The organism is Exiguobacterium sp. R-17 (assembly GCF_049913315.1).
GTDB lineage: Bacteria > Bacillota > Bacilli > Exiguobacteriales > Exiguobacteriaceae > Exiguobacterium_A.
In genome coordinates, this window is sequence record NZ_CP184372.1 from 1,564,303 (window position 1) to 1,582,773 (window position 18,471).

Annotated in this window: 29 protein-coding genes and 1 pseudogene; 13 read left to right on the top strand and 17 right to left on the bottom strand. The window is 47.3% G+C overall.

Features of this window, described 5'->3' with window-relative positions; all coding sequences use genetic code 11:
• Positions 1-39 precede the first annotated feature (39 nt).
• A complete protein-coding gene (locus ACN9MT_RS08360; RefSeq protein WP_426272013.1) occupies positions 40-756 on the top strand; it encodes an ABC transporter ATP-binding protein in 717 nt (238 codons plus the stop codon).
• Positions 756-1,784 carry an ABC transporter permease gene (locus ACN9MT_RS08365; protein ID WP_426272014.1) on the top strand — a complete coding sequence of 343 codons (1,029 nt, stop codon included), beginning with the start codon at positions 756-758 and terminating at the stop codon, positions 1,782-1,784. The genes ACN9MT_RS08360 and ACN9MT_RS08365 overlap by 1 nt, the downstream gene beginning before the upstream one ends.
• On the opposite strand, the gene ACN9MT_RS08370 is transcribed toward ACN9MT_RS08365, so the two are convergent.
• Complete coding sequence (locus ACN9MT_RS08370; RefSeq protein WP_426272015.1) at positions 1,785-2,459, bottom strand: hypothetical protein; 675 nt, start codon at positions 2,457-2,459, stop codon at positions 1,785-1,787.
• Between the two features lie 113 nt (positions 2,460-2,572).
• Here ACN9MT_RS08370 and ACN9MT_RS08375 point away from each other — a divergent pair, with 113 nt between their 5' ends.
• From ACN9MT_RS08375 to ACN9MT_RS08385, 3 genes are all read left to right on the top strand, one after another.
• Entirely contained in the window at positions 2,573-2,917 is a 345-nt protein-coding gene (locus ACN9MT_RS08375; protein WP_426272016.1) for a DUF2200 family protein, read from the top strand.
• A gap of 12 nt (positions 2,918-2,929) precedes the next feature.
• Positions 2,930-3,100, top strand: coding sequence for a hypothetical protein (locus ACN9MT_RS08380; protein WP_426272017.1), 171 nt, complete (start codon positions 2,930-2,932; stop codon positions 3,098-3,100).
• A gap of 75 nt (positions 3,101-3,175) precedes the next feature.
• Entirely contained in the window at positions 3,176-3,385 is a 210-nt protein-coding gene (locus ACN9MT_RS08385) for a hypothetical protein (protein WP_426272018.1), read from the top strand.
• 57 nt (positions 3,386-3,442) lie between these two features.
• Here ACN9MT_RS08385 and ACN9MT_RS08390 read toward each other — a convergent pair.
• The 7 genes and pseudogenes from ACN9MT_RS08390 to ACN9MT_RS08420 form a co-directional block, all read right to left on the bottom strand.
• Positions 3,443-3,985 (bottom strand): annotated as a pseudogene (locus ACN9MT_RS08390) (NADPH-dependent FMN reductase).
• 45 nt (positions 3,986-4,030) lie between these two features.
• Positions 4,031-5,014 (bottom strand): ring-cleaving dioxygenase, encoded by a 984-nt coding sequence (locus tag ACN9MT_RS08395; RefSeq protein WP_426272019.1) that lies wholly within the window; start codon positions 5,012-5,014, stop codon positions 4,031-4,033.
• Between the two features lie 59 nt (positions 5,015-5,073).
• On the bottom strand, positions 5,074-5,508 hold the full coding sequence (locus ACN9MT_RS08400) for a MarR family transcriptional regulator (RefSeq protein ID WP_326187861.1): 435 nt from the start codon (positions 5,506-5,508) through the stop codon (positions 5,074-5,076).
• A gap of 136 nt (positions 5,509-5,644) precedes the next feature.
• Positions 5,645-6,268, bottom strand: a complete 624-nt coding sequence (locus tag ACN9MT_RS08405) for a Type 1 glutamine amidotransferase-like domain-containing protein (protein WP_426272021.1) — start codon at positions 6,266-6,268, stop codon at positions 5,645-5,647.
• 25 nt (positions 6,269-6,293) lie between these two features.
• On the bottom strand, positions 6,294-6,527 hold the full coding sequence (locus tag ACN9MT_RS08410; protein WP_426273487.1) for a phosphotransferase: 234 nt from the start codon (positions 6,525-6,527) through the stop codon (positions 6,294-6,296).
• Entirely contained in the window at positions 6,528-6,962 is a 435-nt protein-coding gene (locus ACN9MT_RS08415) for a hypothetical protein (protein WP_426272022.1), read from the bottom strand. It abuts the gene before it with no gap.
• Positions 6,959-7,363, bottom strand: coding sequence for an Lrp/AsnC family transcriptional regulator (locus ACN9MT_RS08420; protein WP_426273489.1), 405 nt, complete (start codon positions 7,361-7,363; stop codon positions 6,959-6,961). The genes ACN9MT_RS08415 and ACN9MT_RS08420 overlap by 4 nt, the downstream gene beginning before the upstream one ends.
• Before the next feature lie 157 nt (positions 7,364-7,520).
• Here ACN9MT_RS08420 and ACN9MT_RS08425 point away from each other — a divergent pair, with 157 nt between their 5' ends.
• Positions 7,521-7,679, top strand: coding sequence for a DUF1272 domain-containing protein (locus ACN9MT_RS08425; protein ID WP_075642401.1), 159 nt, complete (start codon positions 7,521-7,523; stop codon positions 7,677-7,679).
• A 35-nt stretch (positions 7,680-7,714) separates the two neighbouring features.
• On the opposite strand, the gene ACN9MT_RS08430 is transcribed toward ACN9MT_RS08425, so the two are convergent.
• Positions 7,715-8,179, bottom strand: a complete 465-nt coding sequence (locus ACN9MT_RS08430; protein WP_426272023.1) for a DUF4188 domain-containing protein — start codon at positions 8,177-8,179, stop codon at positions 7,715-7,717.
• 1 nt (position 8,180) lies between these two features.
• Complete coding sequence (locus tag ACN9MT_RS08435) at positions 8,181-8,717, bottom strand: PadR family transcriptional regulator (protein ID WP_426272024.1); 537 nt, start codon at positions 8,715-8,717, stop codon at positions 8,181-8,183.
• 147 nt (positions 8,718-8,864) lie between these two features.
• Between ACN9MT_RS08435 and ACN9MT_RS08440 the strand changes: the two genes are divergently transcribed.
• Positions 8,865-9,137 carry a hypothetical protein gene (locus tag ACN9MT_RS08440; RefSeq protein ID WP_214770276.1) on the top strand — a complete coding sequence of 91 codons (273 nt, stop codon included), beginning with the start codon at positions 8,865-8,867 and terminating at the stop codon, positions 9,135-9,137.
• Positions 9,138-9,142: 5 nt separating this feature from the next.
• Here the strand turns inward: ACN9MT_RS08440 and ACN9MT_RS08445 are convergent, their stop codons facing one another.
• A complete protein-coding gene (locus ACN9MT_RS08445) occupies positions 9,143-9,700 on the bottom strand; it encodes a histidine phosphatase family protein (protein ID WP_426272026.1) in 558 nt (185 codons plus the stop codon).
• Positions 9,697-10,359: a Type 1 glutamine amidotransferase-like domain-containing protein gene (locus ACN9MT_RS08450; RefSeq protein ID WP_426272027.1), complete on the bottom strand. Its 663-nt coding sequence runs from the start codon at positions 10,357-10,359 to the stop codon at positions 9,697-9,699. The genes ACN9MT_RS08445 and ACN9MT_RS08450 overlap by 4 nt, the downstream gene beginning before the upstream one ends.
• A 162-nt stretch (positions 10,360-10,521) precedes the next feature.
• Between ACN9MT_RS08450 and ACN9MT_RS08455 the strand changes: the two genes are divergently transcribed.
• The 4 genes from ACN9MT_RS08455 to ACN9MT_RS08470 all read left to right on the top strand — a co-directional run bounded on the left by ACN9MT_RS08455 (position 10,522) and on the right by ACN9MT_RS08470 (position 12,595).
• Positions 10,522-11,229 (top strand): hypothetical protein, encoded by a 708-nt coding sequence (locus ACN9MT_RS08455; RefSeq protein WP_426272028.1) that lies wholly within the window; start codon positions 10,522-10,524, stop codon positions 11,227-11,229.
• Between the two features lie 10 nt (positions 11,230-11,239).
• A complete protein-coding gene (locus tag ACN9MT_RS08460; RefSeq protein ID WP_426272029.1) occupies positions 11,240-11,944 on the top strand; it encodes an AAA family ATPase in 705 nt (234 codons plus the stop codon).
• Positions 11,945-12,048: 104 nt separating this feature from the next.
• Entirely contained in the window at positions 12,049-12,396 is a 348-nt protein-coding gene (locus tag ACN9MT_RS08465; protein ID WP_426272030.1) for a hypothetical protein, read from the top strand.
• Positions 12,377-12,595, top strand: coding sequence for a helix-turn-helix domain-containing protein (locus ACN9MT_RS08470; RefSeq protein ID WP_426272031.1), 219 nt, complete (start codon positions 12,377-12,379; stop codon positions 12,593-12,595). The genes ACN9MT_RS08465 and ACN9MT_RS08470 overlap by 20 nt, the downstream gene beginning before the upstream one ends.
• Here the strand turns inward: ACN9MT_RS08470 and ACN9MT_RS08475 are convergent.
• The 3 genes from ACN9MT_RS08475 to ACN9MT_RS08485 form a co-directional block, all read right to left on the bottom strand.
• On the bottom strand, positions 12,570-12,980 hold the full coding sequence (locus tag ACN9MT_RS08475) for an SRPBCC family protein (protein ID WP_426272033.1): 411 nt from the start codon (positions 12,978-12,980) through the stop codon (positions 12,570-12,572). The genes ACN9MT_RS08470 and ACN9MT_RS08475 overlap by 26 nt on opposite strands.
• 86 nt (positions 12,981-13,066) lie before the next feature.
• Positions 13,067-13,285, bottom strand: coding sequence for a hypothetical protein (locus ACN9MT_RS08480; RefSeq protein WP_375091806.1), 219 nt, complete (start codon positions 13,283-13,285; stop codon positions 13,067-13,069).
• Positions 13,282-14,568 carry a right-handed parallel beta-helix repeat-containing protein gene (locus ACN9MT_RS08485; RefSeq protein WP_426272035.1) on the bottom strand — a complete coding sequence of 429 codons (1,287 nt, stop codon included), beginning with the start codon at positions 14,566-14,568 and terminating at the stop codon, positions 13,282-13,284. Before ACN9MT_RS08485 ends, ACN9MT_RS08480 begins: the two co-directional genes overlap by 4 nt.
• 116 nt (positions 14,569-14,684) lie before the next feature.
• On the opposite strand from ACN9MT_RS08485, the gene ACN9MT_RS08490 reads away from it, so the two are divergent.
• A complete protein-coding gene (locus ACN9MT_RS08490; RefSeq protein ID WP_426272036.1) occupies positions 14,685-15,263 on the top strand; it encodes a hypothetical protein in 579 nt (192 codons plus the stop codon).
• 36 nt (positions 15,264-15,299) lie between these two features.
• Here the strand turns inward: ACN9MT_RS08490 and ACN9MT_RS08495 are convergent, their stop codons facing one another.
• On the bottom strand, positions 15,300-15,914 hold the full coding sequence (locus tag ACN9MT_RS08495) for a histidine phosphatase family protein (RefSeq protein WP_426272037.1): 615 nt from the start codon (positions 15,912-15,914) through the stop codon (positions 15,300-15,302).
• Between the two features lie 144 nt (positions 15,915-16,058).
• Between ACN9MT_RS08495 and ACN9MT_RS08500 the strand changes: the two genes are divergently transcribed.
• A complete protein-coding gene (locus ACN9MT_RS08500) occupies positions 16,059-16,946 on the top strand; it encodes an alpha/beta hydrolase (RefSeq protein ID WP_426272038.1) in 888 nt (295 codons plus the stop codon).
• Positions 16,947-17,016: 70 nt separating this feature from the next.
• On the opposite strand, the gene ACN9MT_RS08505 is transcribed toward ACN9MT_RS08500, so the two are convergent.
• Positions 17,017-18,417: an MFS transporter gene (locus ACN9MT_RS08505; RefSeq protein WP_035407717.1), complete on the bottom strand. Its 1,401-nt coding sequence runs from the start codon at positions 18,415-18,417 to the stop codon at positions 17,017-17,019.
• Positions 18,418-18,471: the final 54 nt, after the last annotated feature.

An 18,471-nucleotide genomic window follows, 5' to 3' on the forward strand; every position in this document is an offset into this window, starting at 1 on the left:
GTTGTTCAATAATTATTTTATAAAAAGGAGGGGAATACGATGGATTTACGACTACACGGTGTATCGAAATCGTTTCATCAACAGAACGTCCTCCAACAAATTGATCTTTTGATTCCGTCTGGTGAGATTTGTGGATTGCTTGGTCCGTCAGGGTCTGGCAAGACGACGTTGATCCGCTTGATGATTGGCGCGATCCAGGCAGACACAGGTTCGATTCAGATCGGTGACACCTTGATGCCGAACTTTAAGATGTTATCGCAAATTGGGTTCATGCCACAAAATGATGCCATATATGAGGATTTATCAGGGCTTGCGAACCTCCAGTTTTTCGGTTCCTTATACCACATGTCCCGTCAGGACTTGGCAAAACGAATTGAAGAAGTGTTGACGCTCGTCGATTTAACGAATGACCAAAAAAAGCTCGTCCGTCATTATTCCGGTGGGATGAAGAAACGGTTGTCCCTTGCCATCTCAATCCTACATCGTCCGAGCATTCTATTCCTGGATGAACCGACCGTCGGAATTGATCCCGTGTTACGCCGACAGATTTGGAATCAATTCCAAGCGATTCGTGCGCAAGGTACGACGATTGTCGTCTCGACCCACGTCATGGATGAAATCAATGAATGTGACCGGGCGGCATTGATCTATAACGGTCGAATCATCGCCTACGATCCGCTTGACCGTTTGCTTGCCCAGACGGAAAACGGAAAAGTTGAAGAACTATTCCTGCTCGCCGGAAAGGACGTGACGTAATGTGGCAACTCGCACGACGGGTCATCCGTCAAACGTTGAACGATAAACGAAGCGTCGGACTGATTTTACTTGCTCCGTTATTAATTTTCACCTTAATCTATTTCTTACTAGGAAACGATGACTACACACCAGTCGTCGCCATCAGTCAAGATGTACCAGCTAATGTCTCACAAGCGCTCGAAAAACAAGATCTATCGATTGAAGCGTATAGCGGCAGTGATGCAGACGCCTATCTCAAAGATCACGAAACGGTCGACGTCGTCTTAGAGATGAGCGACAATCAGCTGTCCTTAAATCTCCGCGAACCATCGACGAAAAGTTCCAAAGCACTTCGCGAGATTCAAGCTGGACTGGCATCCCTACAACCGACGATGCAACTTGAGACGAACTACCTCTACGGAGATGTCGATCAATCGACGTTTGACGCGCTCGGATTCGTCTTTTTATCGCTATTCTCGTTCTTCTTCGTCTTCATACTTTCAGCGATGGCACTCGTCAAGGAGCGTAGTGGCGGCACACTCGAGCGATTGATGATGACGCCGATTCGCCAAACGGACGTCATCTTCGGCTATACACTCGGTTATAGTGTCTTCGCATCCATCCAGGCCATTCTTGTCGTCCTGTACGCGACGACCGTTCTTGATCTGCCATCTGAAGGCTCGATCATCTGGATCTTTCTGACGATGCTTGGACTTGCCGTCGTCGCAGTCTTGTTCGGCGCAACGATTTCAATCTTTGCTCAGTCTGAATTACAAGTCGTCCAGTTGATTCCTTTTACGATCATTCCGCAGATTTTCTTCTCCGGCTTGATTCCGCTCGATTTAATCCCGTACGGACTCGGTAACATCGGATATATCACACCGATTTTCTACGGAGCGAGTGCAATCAAGGAGGTGCTCGTCTACGGCAACGGGTGGTCAAGCATCTGGCCGTACTGGCTCGGATTATTCCTTTACGGCGCAGCACTGTTCCTCTTAAATATGCTCGCCCTCAACAAGTATCGCGGACATCAAAAAAGACACGGCTGATTACACGAGCCGTGTCTGATCTTGCTTAAGCTGTTCGAGGAAAGCAGTCCGTCGAGAAAGATCGAGTGTCTGTTCCGGCACGTCGGCATATCGGACGAGCTGATACATCTCGCGTGGAACTGTGACCTCTAAACGTGTAAACCACTCCGTCAGCGTCTCATGTGTCCGCCGTCGCTGCGCTGGAGCAAGTGATCGGTTGAACGTGCGCACCGCTTCACGAATTTCTGAATCAAGGATACTTTCTTCTAAGGAGAACTGAACTTCAGGCGTTAGCGGAAGCGATAGAGCGGTTCGCTTCCTTTGATGCCCCGAGGGGAATGACCACTGCATGCGGTTGAATCGTTGTCGACGATACAGATAGATGAGGATGACTAGAGCGACCATCCATGGAGTCATGCGAACGATTTGATTGATCGCATCCGTCCATGATCCCTTTCCAACTTCAACAACAGGTTTCTTATCCGGCTCTTTCCGATATCCTTTGTGCCCATTTTTTGAAGAGTCCAGTGCCTTTGTGATCAAATCTTTTTTCGCATAGATGACTTTTTTAGTCGGTAAGATCGTGCTCGGGACATGCACCCAGTCTCCTGTCGATTGATCGATCGGAGGATCGACTAAGGCTTGATACGACAGTTTTACACCCACGACGCCTAAAAATAGTACTAAGCATGTCATAAAAGTCATCCCAATCATTCGACGTCTCATTTCATCCTGCACCTCCAAAACGAAATTGAAATCCTTAACACAAGATCTTTTCCCATATGTTACCATGAAAGGAGGCGATTCAGATGAGTTATGAAAAAGTATTTCAAATGCCGATGTTGCAGCTGTATCAGGTATACCGTCAAAAAGTCGAGCGCAAGCAACGGACACAAGACGAGCTCGATGACGTGCTATTCTGGTTGACCGGACACACGCCATCTACTCTTGAACAAGCCATACAAACCCAAACCGTCGCAGCCTTTTTCGAACATGCACCCGAATTGAACGAACGTCGATTTTTAGTCACTGGTGTCATCTGCGGGATTCGAGTCGAGAACCTAACGGATCCGCACATCCGTAACATCCGCATTCTCGATAAACTCGTTGATGAACTGGCAAAAGGAAAAGCATTATCTAAGATTTTACGATAAGGAGGAATGCTAATGTCTACGATACTCAGTACACTGGCGATCCTCATTATGGTGACCAGCGTGGCTTATTTCATCATCTATCAAGTGAAACGAAATAAAGGAACTCATTTTTCACCCGTCTATCGACTCGTCTTTAGTGGTCTGTTAGTCGGTTTAATGGTCAGTTATTTTTTGTTGACGTGAGTCGTTTTTTTCAGTTTTGGTTTTAAACAATAAAAACATTAATACAGTATTTGAAATAATAAAGGAGGTATACGGTTGAAGATTCGAAAATGGATCCTTCCACTCTTATTACTCATCTGTCTCGCCTCACCAAATGCTGCGACATCATATATGAAATGGACGGTCGCTCCGACTGTTCACTACCTTGAACGTCTTCAAGCGGCTGACATTCCTTATAAAGTCCGCCATCACACGCTTTACATTCAAGAAAAGGATCTGCGCCGCGTCACGTCGTGTTGTACATGATAACGTGAAACCCCTCATTTCAGCTCGAAATGAGGGGGTTTTCTGATCAATCACGAATTAGCGGATCGTTTTTAACGCAGTTGCCCACGGGATAACTTGATCGAGCATTTGGTTGACTGATGTTTCTTGAACGGCTGCGGCTTTTAGAACCGCTCCGTTCTCGAAATCAGTGAACAAAGATAACGCCGGATGCACCCGGACGTCGGCAATCAATAACTCACCTAAGATGCCGCGCAAGTGTTCTGCTGCCCGCGCCCCACCGACGGAACCGTAGGAGACGATCCCTGCCGCTTTATTGTTCCACTCGACGCGAAGATAATCGAGCGCATTCTTGAGTGACGCTGCGATCGAGTGGTTGTACTCCTGAACGATGAAGACGAATCCGTCCTGCGCTGCGACATCTTTTGACCAAGCAGCAACACCTGACGCATCCCCGTCTTTTTCACCAAGCAACGGTAATTTGTAGTCCGCGATATCAAGAATCGTATAGTTTGCATCATTCCGTTGTTCAGCCAGTTGTTTGACCCAGTTCCCGACTTATGGGCTGAGACGTCCTTCACGTGTGGATCCTAAGATGATCCCAATGTTTAATTTCTCCATTTTCATTTCCTCCTCTAGTTTAGATGCTGTCAGCTTACTTTCCTATTAAAGATATTCTTTTTCGATTTTGCGTGTGCTTCGGACCGTATCGATCGGACGAACCATTTGTTCGATCTGTGCTCGTTGCGGCTCGAGGAATGGTGGTAATGACAATTTCTCCCCGACCGTTTCGTATGGCTCATCACCCATGAAACCAGGACCATCCGTTGCCCACTCGAACAAGACACCGCGCGCGACACGAGCATAAAGGGACTCGAAGAAGAAGCGATCGACAAAACCGGACGTGTTGAAGCGTAGCTGTTGCATCCGCTCGATCCATTCCTGTAAGGCAGCCGTATCTTCGACGCGGAAGGCGACGTGGTGGACCGTTCCGAATCCTTGACGTCCGCTTGGTAGGACAACGTTGTGCTCGACGATGACTTGGGCACCATTTCCGCCTTCACCCATCTCGAACAAGTGCAGGGAACCCGCTTGATCGACTTCGCGCATCAACATTGCTTGTTCGAGCACGGCTTTTAAATTGTCGAATTCCGCGATCCGGATGTGGATCGGACCGAGTCCCGTGATCGCGAACTCGAGGGGTACCGGACCGTTTTGCCACGGTGTACCGGAAGCGACACCTTGATTATGCTCATCAGAAATCAACATGTATTGTTGCTCATCGAAATCGACGAACGAGAGCGTCTGCTTGCCGAATTGTTCTTTGATGCCACGATGTTTGACGTCGTATTTGTCAAAGCGTTTAATCCAGTACTCGAGTGCGGCATCCGTCGGGACACGAAACGCCGTCTTGAAGATTTCATTCGTTCCGTGTGATCCCTTTTGGATACCAGGGAAATCAAAGAACGTCATATCCGTTCCGGCAGATCCTTTATCATCAGCAAAGAATAAGTGATATGTCTGGATGTCATCCTGATTGACGGTCTTCTTGACCAATCGCATTCCTAGGACGTTCGTAAAGAAGTCATAGTTTTTCTCGGCACTGCTCGTAATCGCCGTCACGTGGTGGATTCCTTTTAATTCATTCATGAAAAATCGCTCCTTTAATGATTATTATCTCGAATTCGAGATATCAGTCAAAAAAATTTTTATTGTTTTTTTGCTTGATAGCCGATCGTTTTGGCTGTCTCGATGAATGCTTCGAGATCTGACGGGGCTATTCCTTGAAATACTTGATTGATCGCTTGCTCGTGCTCCGGAAAAATCGTTTCCATCAATTGTTGCCCTTCAGGTGTCAGTTCCGCAAATGTCACACGCCGATCCTCTGGACATGCTTTGCGGACAACGTAATTCTTTTTTTCAAGCTTATCGATGACGTATGTGATGCTACTGCTCGTGATCAAGACTTTTTTCCCGATCAATTGAATCGGTTGCCTGCCCCTGTGAAACAGCAACTCAAGGACTGAAAAATCCGTCGGGTTCAATCCCCACTGCGCAACGTCCTTCTTGATGACTTCATGTAACGCATCGACTGCGCGTACCATGACTGTCAATGCTTTCAAGTTCGGATTCGGTCGTGTCATTTCGTTCACCTCTTTTGTATCTTTAATTCATATATCTTTAATTCGAGATAAATATAACACCTCTATTTTTATTCGTCAACTGTTTTGATTTTTTAAAATTTCTAGTATGACTCTTCGAAAGTTCTAGGTGTCCATTTCATTTGGTATGCAGCTCGTATCCTTCACCTAACATATACTGATCCGTCTCAGATTGAATATACGCCGTATCGTCAGGTAATCCGATTGCACTTTCCATTTGAGGAAGGTAGTCCTGAAAACGAGCTGCCCTTCTTTCTTGATTTAAATGCGGACAGATACAGCCACTGAGCCAGCTTTGTCCTGTATCAAGACAGTAATCGTTACCATTTTCTGTCGTACGGATCCCGTATTCCATCGCATAGATTGCCCCAGCACTAACACCGACGAACCACGTTCCACGCTCGACTGCTTGCTTGAGAAGCACACCCACTCCAGTGTCTTCAAGTGTCTTAGCGAGTAACGGATAATTACCACCTCCGACATAAAGGATGTCCGCACGTTCTATTAGTCGTCGTTGCGTCGCCTTGGATTGTTCGTCGTCAAACAGCGTGACGATCGAGACGGTCGCTCCAAGTGCTTCATATGTATTCCGAAATTGTTGTTGGTACAATCGCTCGTCCCGACTTGCCGTCGGTAGAAAAACGATATGCGGTACGTGTGACGTTAGTTGAAAGACATGACGATTGATGACTTGATGAGACGGCGCAATCAGTTGTCCGCCACCGATTAACATGAGGTTCATCTTACTTCTCCTTTGCAGCGTCTTTTTAGAAAAAGGTGTACAGTCCATGTTCATAATAATCAAATTCTGATCTGGGCAGTTGCTCAAAGCGATAGCCTTCATAAAAGGCATTAAAGGCTTTTCTATCATTGACGATCGGACTGATGGCGAGTGCGATATCATACCGGCGATCGCCTGGTCTCATCGCTCCGACATCGATGAATGACATCGTACCGTTTGTTGCGACCAACAGGTTGTCAGTCGTACAGTCATCATGTATCTAGCACACATCGATCGGTTGTGGACGAGTCTCTTTTAGACGATCGAGTAAATCCATCGTTCCGGACGTCCAATCAGACGCGACATAACGTTCTGCCGTCATGAGCCATTCTATTAACCAATCGCTTGAAGTTCCCACTGTCGTTTGTTGATGAAATTGAAACAGGTACTCTCCGAAATCTTTCCAAAGTCGGATTTGTTGTGTGTTTGTCGCCTGTTTTAATGCTCTCGTTAACGTGATCCCTTCTCGCCATTCCATCAAGTCTTCATCGAGCCATTCCTGGTATCTCGCTTTCGTAGCAGTCTTCAGTAAGTAACTCCCTTTCTTTGCTTCAACCCGGTACACAATCGAAGTTCCCCCTTGTTCACCGAGTTTTTCGACATGCTCGATATCCCCCGTCAGTTGCTCAATCCATAAACGTGTCTCTTTTGTCATACCGTATATCCCGTAAATGGAACCGGCGTCGACAGTCGAATCCAGGTCGACGGTTTACCGTAAACCGATGCGTCATCGAGAAAACGTTCCAGTGTCGCAACGGACGCCGTTTGCAGCTTGACCATGAAGTTATAGCTACCGGTCAGGCGGTGGCACTCGACGACTTCCGGATGTCCCTTACAAAATTCAATCAAGCCTTCGCAACGTGTCTCTTCGAACATGACAATCGCGAGTAACCCTTGCGCGAGTGCTTCCGGATTTATAACAGCGCGGAATCCTTCGATGATTCCCGCGTCTTCCATTTTTCGGACTCGTTCGATGACGGCAGGTGCCGATAACCCGATCTGTCGTCCGAGTTCCGACCACGGAATCCGGGCATCGTCTTGCAGAATCCGGACAATCTGTTAATCAATTTGGTCCATTTTTCATCTCCCTTTCGAATTAAAACCACTTTCTTCAAATTAACACGGAATCAAAGGAAAATATAGCCTTTCGCTATGTTCTCCTACTGTGCTCATCAAAATGCTTTTCTTATACTAATTACAGGAGGTGATACATATGGAATCAACTTGTGTCCGGTGTCAAGAAACGATTGAAACGACGGTCTATCAGTGCTCGCACGCTTGTACGTTTTGCGAACCATGTACGAAAACGCTCGATCATATTTGCCAAAACTGCGGGGAGATGCTCGAACCCGTCACGCCAGTCGCGACATAAAAAGACGTATGCCTTCGCACACGTCTTTTGTCTATTTAGATCGTCTCTTGTGATTGCCACTCGGCTAAGCGTCCTTTTGCTTGTTCTTGATGCGGCTTGATCGCCGACTCCCCAAGTGCATTCGCTAGACCTCGTGTTGGAAGATTGACATACATCGACTCATAATTGCTGACTTCGAACGTTTCATGAAAGATCCCGACCGCTTCTGATGTCCGTGCCTTCTGATTGAATCGTTTCCACGCCGTCAAATGACGGGAACCGTGTGCATATGCCATCAATTCTTCCGTCGAACGCCAATATTGAATCAACGTCACGGAACGCCAACCGACAAGTGACTCATGCGAAATCAGACCGACATCGTTTGCATAACTCTCTTGTAGCATCGGTCCCATCGCCTGGACCGTCGGCAACCATTGCCGGACGGAACGCAGACGATTGATCCGTAAACCGATGATGAACACGACGACGTCTTTGTTCGGAGTCGCAATGATCCGTTTCATGTCAATTTCCTCCTTCAAGGATCTCAAGGGAAGCGTCACACCAATCGAGTAACGCACGTGTCTTCCGAATGCCATAATCAAGCGTCAATAACCAATAGACGGCATCATTCGAGTCCGGATAAGAACGAATCATCGCATCGATCGCTTGATACGTCTCAAGCCGTTCTTCGAGCAATCGCGCGTGCTCCTGAATTTTCTGCAAGGTGACCTCTTTTGAAGCATGTCGAGCGAAGTACAGCTTCAACAACAGGTCGTTTCGTTGCACTGGCAAATCAACGGATGGTTCAGCGACCCACCTCTCGAGCTCTGCATGCCCGTTTTCCGTCAGGGCGAATTGTTTCCGTTCCCCATCCGTGATCTCTTCAACGATCAAACCTTCCGCTTCTAACCGTTTCAGCGTCGGATAGACTTGTCCGAAGCTGATTTTCCAAAAGTGATTCAAGCTCGTATCGATCGTGTGTTTCATCTCATAACCAGACGTACATCCGCTTGCAAGAAGTCCGAGAATCGCATAACGGGTCATATTTGCTTTTGGCATCGGTCCCTCCTATATCTAAAAGATAGTATCTTTTAGATATAGTTCCCGTTCATTCAAAGGCCAAACAGGAAATTTACTGGATGAAGCAGGAATTCTCATTTTAAATCCGAATTCTTGTTCACATACTTAATTAAAAGGAGTTCTCACATGACATACGCTAAAACTTCTCTCTTCTTTAGCTTGCTCGGTCTGCTCATCGCCTCTATGATTTTCCCGCCGCTCAACTGGTCGTTCGGACCAAACTCGATGCTTACGATACCGATTGGACTTGTCATTTATCTGTTTGGAATCGGACTCGGGATCGTCGCGATCAAACGACGCGAACCGGGAATTCTCAAATACGTCAGTCTCGCCTGTGCCGTTCCACTTGGTGTGTTACTACTGCTCTTTCTCGGTTTTATCTTCAGCGGGCAGATTTAATCATTTTACAAGAGTTGTTCATGAGACGTTTTCCCGCCTGCATCGAATGTCAGCTGATGGATTGCTGGACTCCCCATCGCGCCCAGCCACTCATTTGCCGGTCGTCCAGTGTAGTGTTCGAGCACTAACGCCAACACGAGACCATGCGTCGCGACGACCACTCGGTGGTGCGGGTGGGTTTTACGTAGCTGATCGATGGCTACTAGAGCACGATTGCGTGCTATTTGATTCGACTCACCACCACTTTGCGCGTAATCATCATTTTGGAATGATCGCTTCAACAGTTCTTCTAGCCGTTTAGGTGATAAACGTTCGTCTGTTTCCTGAAAACACCGTTCCTGAAACGCTGCCTCGTAGATCGGCAAACCTCGTTGCTCAGCAAGTGGGCGAACGGAGTACATCGCTCGTTGCATCGGACTCGAGTAGATGGCGTCAATCGGTATCGCTTTAAAGAACGCTACGAGTTCCTGTGCTTGTTCTTGACCTGCATCCGTTAATCCTCGCCCTCGATCACTGCCTGTTTTAATCGATTCGCAATGGCGAATGAAATAGATCGTCCTCATCGCAACTGGACCCACTTTCCTTCAGAAATCACGTCTACGTTCGAACCGATGACACGGATCGCTGTCGCGTCATCGATTGCGTACGCCGGATTCGTCAATGTCTCAGCCCAATATTTGGCAGCTTGTAAGTGATTGTCTGGTAACTGCGGATGATCGAGATGCGGGAAGATTGAAAAGTCAACGAGACTTAATGTTGCGTCCGATTGCTCCGGCGTCTTTTTCCATCCAACGAAATCTGTTCCGATTCGCGGCGTAAGCACCATGCTACCGGCGCTCATCCCGACATAAACACCGGTCAGTTGCGGTAATAGTCGATCGAAGCCCGATTCGACGAACCAGTGATGTAGAAAGAGTGGATCACCACCATTGACGAGGATGACATCTGCTTGTTCGACCGCGAGTTGCCAAATTGCTGGATCAATTATCGAGACCGCTGATAATTCCAACAGACCGACTGACTTCCATCCTAAATCGACCATCGGTGCCTCATCTTTTCCTTGAATGAAGTTGACAGCGAGGTCCGTTCCTCTGCCTAATGCATAGGAAGCTGTCGTAATCGCGATGGCATGGCATTCTTCAATCGGTTTTCTGAGCATCTCGAGTAACGCTTTGTGAATCGATGGATTCTGTATCCCACCGGACGTTAATAAATAGTCCATCATTGTACCTCCTGTCCTTTGCTTCAGTTTACAATATTTGTGCGTTTCTGGTATCCTTACTTTTATTAACAAATCATTTTATCAAGAACTTTTCTCCAATTTCTATCGTATAAATACATACAGGATCATATTTTGATCAATTTTAGCGAACGGGAGGCACATATGTATTCGATTCCTAGCTACTTCATACTCTACTTAAAAATCATGGTGACGGATAAGATTCCGGTCTTTTGGTCGTTGATTTTCCCGTTGATTCTCGCCTTTGTCTTCGGGTCACGCCTCGACTTCACCGAGAACAGTTTCCTCTCATTCCTCGCGCTTTTTTGGGGCTATATCTTACTTTCGATTTACGTGAATGGCATCGGACTTCAACTTGCTCGGATGCGGGAGCATGGTTTGATGAAGACGTATATCATGATTTCCGGTAGTAAGATTGGTTGTATTCTCGCACTCGTACTCGTTCAGCTCGTGTTTGCAGCCGTTAGTTTGACGGTCTTTACGACGATCCTGATGCTTGTATTCGGCTTCTTCTCACCTTTGACGTTGTTACTCGCTTATCTCGTCTTGTTGCTCAGCATCCCGCTTGCTTTTGCAAGTATCGCCTTGACGATGCTTCCGGCAAAGATTTCGAGCATGTCGACATTAATCAACATCGTCATGTATCCCCTGTTCTTGTTCGCGAATAGCCAACCGGATCGCTGGTACAGTTACTTGAATCCTTTTTATGTCATGAAAACACTTGGTCTTGCCGTATCCGAGCACGTTACGGGAGCATCGTTACTTATCTTGACCGTCGTACTCGTCGTTTATCTGTTACTTGGTCTATTCTCTGTCAAACGCTTTAATCTCATGTCATTACTGACCCGATAGGAGGATTCAGATGCACGTTCAAAACGTACGCTTCAACTATCCGAAATCACCTGATCTGTTACACGATGTCTCCTTTTCGCTTGTTCCCGGGAAACTGAACGTCTTGATCGGGATGAACGGTGCCGGGAAAACGACACTGTTTGATTGCATGACCGGTGCTTTACCGATCACGTCCGGTGAGCTTGATTTACCCGATATCTCGGACATTCTCTATTTGACGCAATTCATCTATTACTCGGATGAATTAAAGGGCAAGGATGTCGCCGTCTTCGTCGGTCGGCTCGCTCGTTTGAAAGCATATCGCAAACAAGAAACCTATACGCGTCATCTAAAACAGCCACGAGAGCTCGATTTATTCGCTCATCTGTGGGAAATGAAAATCGGTAAGATGTCCGCTGGCGAAAAGAAATGGTTGTTCGTGACCCTGTTGACGACAGTACCACGTTCGCTCTACATCTTTGATGAGCCGACGAGCGGGGTCGACCCGGCAACACGGCTTCATATCATGCGACGCTTCGAGCAGATGACAGCAAACGGTCAAACGTGCCTCTTCTCGACGCATCAATTACACGATCTATTGCATACCGATGCCCATGTCATCTTCCTTCATCAAGGTCGTATTTTGTACGAAGGTGACTTCAAGGATTGGTTGAACCGATTCGAGACGACGGATCCGGACGTCGCGTTCGTCCAAATGCTTGAACTGGCAGGGTAACGTTAACCACCTCTCTTTTGGAGGTGGTTTTTTGTAATATTTGAAATATAGGTTTTCGAAAAACATGCACAGGATATACACATTATAAGAAAGGAGGTCGTCCGATGAACTTCATTTCCGGTCAAGCATTTATCACGATGATGGATTCACTTTTCAACGAAGAGGAATGGAATCGACACGTCTTATACATTACTGCGAATTCAGCAGCGATCCACTTACAAAAACGATCTACCACCATTCTCTCGCATCCTATGGAATATCAGATTTCGTTTCTCGTGCATTTACCAACGCTAGAAAAACGACTGATCGTCAAAACGAATCAACAGGAGAGGCGTCAATTTTTCTTTGATTCAATGGCTTCCATCGATTGTATGTGCACTAGTTTAATGCCGTGGACGAATCCAGGGCGATTCAATACGGAGGAACACGTTCATGTCCACCAACACTCTTGAACAACGCATGAATGCCGTCCTCGATTGTTTGGCGGCCGCAAAGGACTACCAACGCATCGCCGGACGGCATGATGTGTCGTATCAACAATTGTATAACTGGGTCCGGCGCTATGAGAGCGGCGGTATTCCTGCTTTAACGGATCGCCGTGGTCGGAAGTTCCGAAGCGAACGATTTACTTCGACTCAGCATACGCCTTGAACCGATCAAGGATCGCCTGCCAGCCCGCTTGTTGCATTTCAGGCGGGTTGCTTGTTTCGGCATCAAACGATTCGACAACTTCGGTCTGTTGCCCGTTCCGAGTGAAGTCGATCGTCACCTGGCGACCATCTTCGAGGACATACGCAATGCGTTCGTAAGGAACGATTGTCTCGTATGTACCCGTGAAATCAAACCCCATGCTACCGTCTTTTGCTTCCATTCGATTCGTGAATTGACCACCGACCGTCAAATCATTCGTTGACGCCGTCGTATGCCAATCGTCAGACGCTGCGTTCCAGCGTTTGATGTCTTCCGGTGCGTTCCAGATCTCCCACACGCTCTCGACTGGACAGTCAATCACAGCTTGAATCGTTAGTTTCGTCATCTTTTTTCCTCCTTACTAATTGAAGTTCCCTCCCTATTTCGAGGACGATTAAATGAATTCCTTGTTATTATCGATTAATTCAGGTGTTATTTTGAACGCTTTGTTTTCCATACCATGAACAATAGAATCGCCGGAATGAGACAGATGATTGCATCGGTAACGGTCGGCAGTCGTAACGCCGGACTGGTTAAAAACCGAACGCCTTCCACTGTCCAAATCGTTAACATACAGGCGGTCAACGCTGCAAGCCGCCAGCGTCGCGGAATCCGAATCCAGTAAGCGAGGAGTCGCTCCGATAACTTCATCTTCCTTCCACCTTTCGGACCGCTTTCAGAAAGCTTTGTTCCGTTTTATAGGAGGTGTCGCGCCATATGAAACGTTTTGTATGCTTGAACGTATTTTTTTCAAACTGATTTCCAGAACTCGTCTTGAAGTAATGAGCGACACTTAACGGACCATCGAATGTGTTCCCGATGATCGTGTTGTCATGGACATCATGCTGGACGAGCAATTGACCACCCTCGAGTCCCTTTGTATCATTCCCGATCAGCTGATTTTGCTCGATCCGGACACGTTTTGTACCGCCTCGCTTCGTGTCATACCCACCAATCGCAATTCCGGTGAAGACATTTTGCCGTACATCATTCTGGCGGAGGATGACATCTTCTGCGTACCGTCCGGCATGTTCACTCGTCACTTCAATCCCGATATCACTCGCTTCGACGAGATTTTTCTCAATCGTCAAATTCTTCCCACCATCGACATAGATACCGGCTGCGCTGTATTCCTTCCCGTAAGCAGGATTCCCGTAGCTCGACGTATGGTAGACACGATTTTCCGATACGATGCCCTTACGGACATAGTCGTCTTTTTTCGACTGAGCAATCCCTTCGTGTCCGATCAAATCAATACCGATATTGTTGTTATCCCGTAAGACGTTCTTTATCACACGGAAATGTTTGACATTTCCGTTTAAGACGAGGGCTTCGCTGAAACCGAGACGATTCTGCTCGACTCGGTTGCCGGTGATCGTCAGGTGACGAATCGCTCCCGTTCCGTAGACGGCGATGCCGTGTGCATTCCCATCTTTCGCGAGCGTCTTGATGTGGCGAACCGTATTATCCTTTAACGTGATGTGTGACCCTGATCCCGTGACCAAAATGCCGATTGGTGTTGCGTCCGTTCGTTTCGACTGAACGGCTTCGATCGTCAGTCCTTGAATTGTCACATATTTTTGATCCTTAATCTGGATGATCGGTAAGGTTGCGTCCCGATCTTTAATGTTTTCCCCATTTAAGACGACTCGTTCTTGTTTATAATTCCGAAAGACGATTGGATGTTGTTTCGTTCCACTTTGTCTAACGTTCAGCTTCTCGTGATACGTTCCTTTTCGCAAGTAGACCGTCGTACCCGCAGTCGCTTTTAATGTCGCTTGCCGGATTGTTTTAAACGGGTGCTTCAACGTGCCGGTATTTTTATCACTGCCGTTCGGTGCGACGTATAACGATTTTGCCGTCGATTCTGCCTCTTCCCCCGTCGAGGCACAACCGACGAGCAGGACGGTTGCTAATAACCATTTGCCTTTCATGATTTCCTCCTTTATTTAGCAAGAACATTATTGGTATAATCTAGGTATTATTTCTATTTTTTGAATATTTCAATTTCATCCCGATTCACTATGACTATGGAAAAGAGGAATACGTCATGAAATATGCGCTCTTATTCACCCTTCCCTTCTTGCTTGCTGGTTGCACAACAGAAGCAACCGTCCTTCCAAAAGAAACCGTCAAGATCAAGAAGTCTTCCTTTTCGATCACACCCTCTACCGCGAAGGACGAGTCGCAGCAACAGCGGACATTTTTCTTAACTGGTACACTCGATCGCCCGCTCCAGCTCAAAGCGGTCCAATTTGACGATACAGAATTACCAGAGGTGCTGATCGACAAATCGATTCCTGCCGGTACATATGATCGCACACCGTTCCAGTTGACGTATGATTTGAAGCTGCTCAACGATTCGCATGCCTTCACCTATTCGCTTGATGCGAAGAATAGTATTCCTGAGACGAAAACGATCTATACCTTACCTCAAAACGTCCAGACTGACAGCGGTCAGTTCAATGATCAGAAACAGACGAATGTTTCGTTCTATCCCTTACTACTGAAACGCTATACGACCGGCGAGACGATCATCGGTCGCTCGATCGACACGTTATCTTCTCCTCACCTAAAGGTCAGAAAACAAGAAGGCGCAATTTTGATTTATTTGGCGAAATCACGATAAGGAGAACGGCGGACCGAGAAAAAGTCCGCCGTTTTTTTAGTCCGCTATGACATGCGACATATCAGCTTCTAATCGAATCACGGCTTCCCCATCCCTGTATTCGACGATCGTCAAACTCGTTCCATGAATGAACGGCGGATCCCATAATGTCGCGAACGGCTTACGTTGAAGATATGTCAGCAAGATGTTAAGGAAGATGCCGTGGGTGACGATTAAGATGTTTTCGTCTTCTTCATGGTCTGCCAGTCGTTCCAAAAACGATAGGATGCGCTCGTTGACCGCGTCAAAGGATTCTCCACTCTCCGGTATGTAGGTATGCGGCGTTTGCCAAAATGCAGCATGAGCAAGCGGATGCGCGACTTCAATTTCCGCCGCCGTCCGTCCTTCCCAGGTTCCCATGTGCATTTCACGCAATCGATCGTCGATGGTGACCGGAATCGCTGGATCGAGATCCATCATTCGAACTGTTTCTCGGACGCGGCCAATCGGACTGATATAGAGATGATCCAGCTGAACTTCACGTAAGCGGTGACCGAGGTCCCGCGCATTCTGTCTGCCTTTCGCTGTTAAGGGAGAATCTTCCCAGCCTTGCATTCGTTTTTCTAAGTTCCATTCCGTCTCGCCATGACGCGTCATGTAAAGTGTTGGCATCTGTTCCATCCTTTCGATTTCTAGTTTCTTTCAAAAGTGTATCAAACTCTGGCTGTTTTTTCCTGCAACTAGAGAAAACGAATCCAGAAGAGAAATTCACCAATCCGTTCGGTATGATGAAGATAGACATAAAGGAGGAATTCGATGAATCGCCAAGAGATGATTGACCTTGCCAAACAAATCCGCTCAGATGAGGAACGTCCTCAAGTCACACCCCCTCAACCACCGCAAGCTATAACGAGTACGTTACAGGTGCCGACATCGATCGGCGATGTCCGAGTATTGCTGCACTCGCCGATCGATGCAACAGAACCATTACCTGGATTCATCAGTTTCCATGGTGGCGGTTTCATCACCGGAACGCCAGAGATGGATGAACCATGGAATCTGTTTCTCGCTGAGACCGCCAACTGTCATGTTCTCAATGTCGCGTATCCATTAGCGCCGGAACATCCATTTCCTGTTCCGGTCCACGTCGCCTATGAGGTCGTTCAGTGGATTTTCCAACATGCTGATACACTACGCCTCGATGCTTCCCGCATCGCAATCGGAGGGCATAGTGCCGGTGGCAATCTCGCGACTGCCGTATCGTTATGGAACGTTGAGCAGACAGATCCTGTGCCGCTCATCGCTCAAATTCTAGACTACCCTCCGCTTGACCTCGCGACGGATCCCGCGGATAAACCATTCTTCGAGGAAGCGATTCCAACTGAACAGGCACGGCAGTTCAATGCGATGTACATCGCTCGTGCGGAAGACGCGTATCATCACCTCGCTTCGCCACTCTATGCGGCTCAACTCGATGCGTTACCACAAACGCTCGTCCTGACGGCGGAGCTCGACTCGCTGGCGCAGGAAGCTCAGCAGTATGCGAAACGACTTCAAGCAGCAGGTGTTCACGTCGAACACCAGGAATTTGCCGGACAACCCCATGCCTTTACGCATCACGGTGACGCAAACGTAGCGCTTCAGGCTTGGCAACGGATTGCTGATTTTCTTAGACATGTCTTTCAGTCTGCTAAACGTTCGTAACGTTGTATCACAAATTCATGAAAAGCAACAGTCCCTCACTCCATCGAGTAAGGGACTGTTCGTTTTATCGTCATTCTTTTTTGTCATCTTCTTTCCACCACAGCGCATCTTCCGGATTTTTTGCGACTTCATGTACTTCCTGTTCCGAAGCAACCGTCGGATGTGATCCTTTGAGCGCCTTACCTGCTGTGTTCTCAAAGAAAAAGAAGAAAGTGATGAAGCCAATGACGCTGACGGCTGTCAGGTAATAGGCTGGAGCGAGTGGATCTTCTGTCGTGTGCACAAGCCAGGTCGAGACGAGTGGGGTCGTCCCACCAAAGATCGACACTGCGATATTAAAGGTAACGGAAAGCGTCCGGTATCGCACATCTGAATAAAAAATACTTGGCAACAGACTTGGCATTGTTCCCTCGAAAATTGACAAAAAGAAACCAATAATGAAGATCCCGATGCCGACGAATAACAACCAGTCTTGCCCGATCAGGAAGAATGAAAGGATTGATGTTAAGGCTAACCCCGTCAATCCAAGCAGTACCAATCGTCGATTGCCGCGTCGATCGCTCAAGCGACCGAACGAGAAAGCGAGCGGAATCATAATGATCATGACACCGGTGATTAACATCGTACTCGTTGCACTCGGTAGACCGATGATTTCATCCAGATAAGACGGCATATAGGATAACAACATATAGTTCGTGATGTTATAGAAAGCAACGGCGATAAAGCAGACGATGATGTCTTTCCGGTGTTCTTGGATGATCGTCCGAAACGTCGCTTGTTCCTGTTCACTCTCATCGATCTCATTCTCGAAAATCGGTGACTCATCCAGATGTCGCCGAAGATAAAGACCAAATAATCCGAGTGGTGCGCCTAAGATGAAGGGAATCCGCCATCCCCAAGATGACATTTGATCGTCTGATAGAGAGACGAACAAGATCGTCGCTAACACGGAAGCAAGGATATACCCAGCTAATGTTCCGATTTCAAGACCACTACCGTACGCGCTTCGGTGTTTATCGGGTGAAGATTCGGCGATATAGACCATCGCCCCAGCATATTCACCACCAGTCGAAAAGCCTTGCAAGATCCTTGCCAACAGTAAAAGAATCGGTGCCCAGACACCGATTTGATCATACGTCGGCAGCAATCCAATCAATAAGGTCGAAAATGCCATCATGACGATCGTCGTCGTCAAGACGACTTTTCGTCCTAAACGGTCACCCATTCGTCCAAAGATCAATCCGCCGAGTGGTCGCATCAAAAAGGCGATCGCAAACGTCGCAAACGTAAAGACCAGCTTCAGTTCATCATTTTCTACACCACTAAAGAAATTTTGACTGATAATGACGGCGAGGTAGGAGTACAACCCAAAATCAAACCACTCCATCGCATTGCCGATTCCGGTCGCATAGACACTCTTTTTCGTTTGCGCCGGATCAACGACATTGACATGTTCCCTTCTGAATCGCATGAAATTCTCACTTCCTTTACTATGAATGCGTTACGGTTAACAGCTCACCTCACC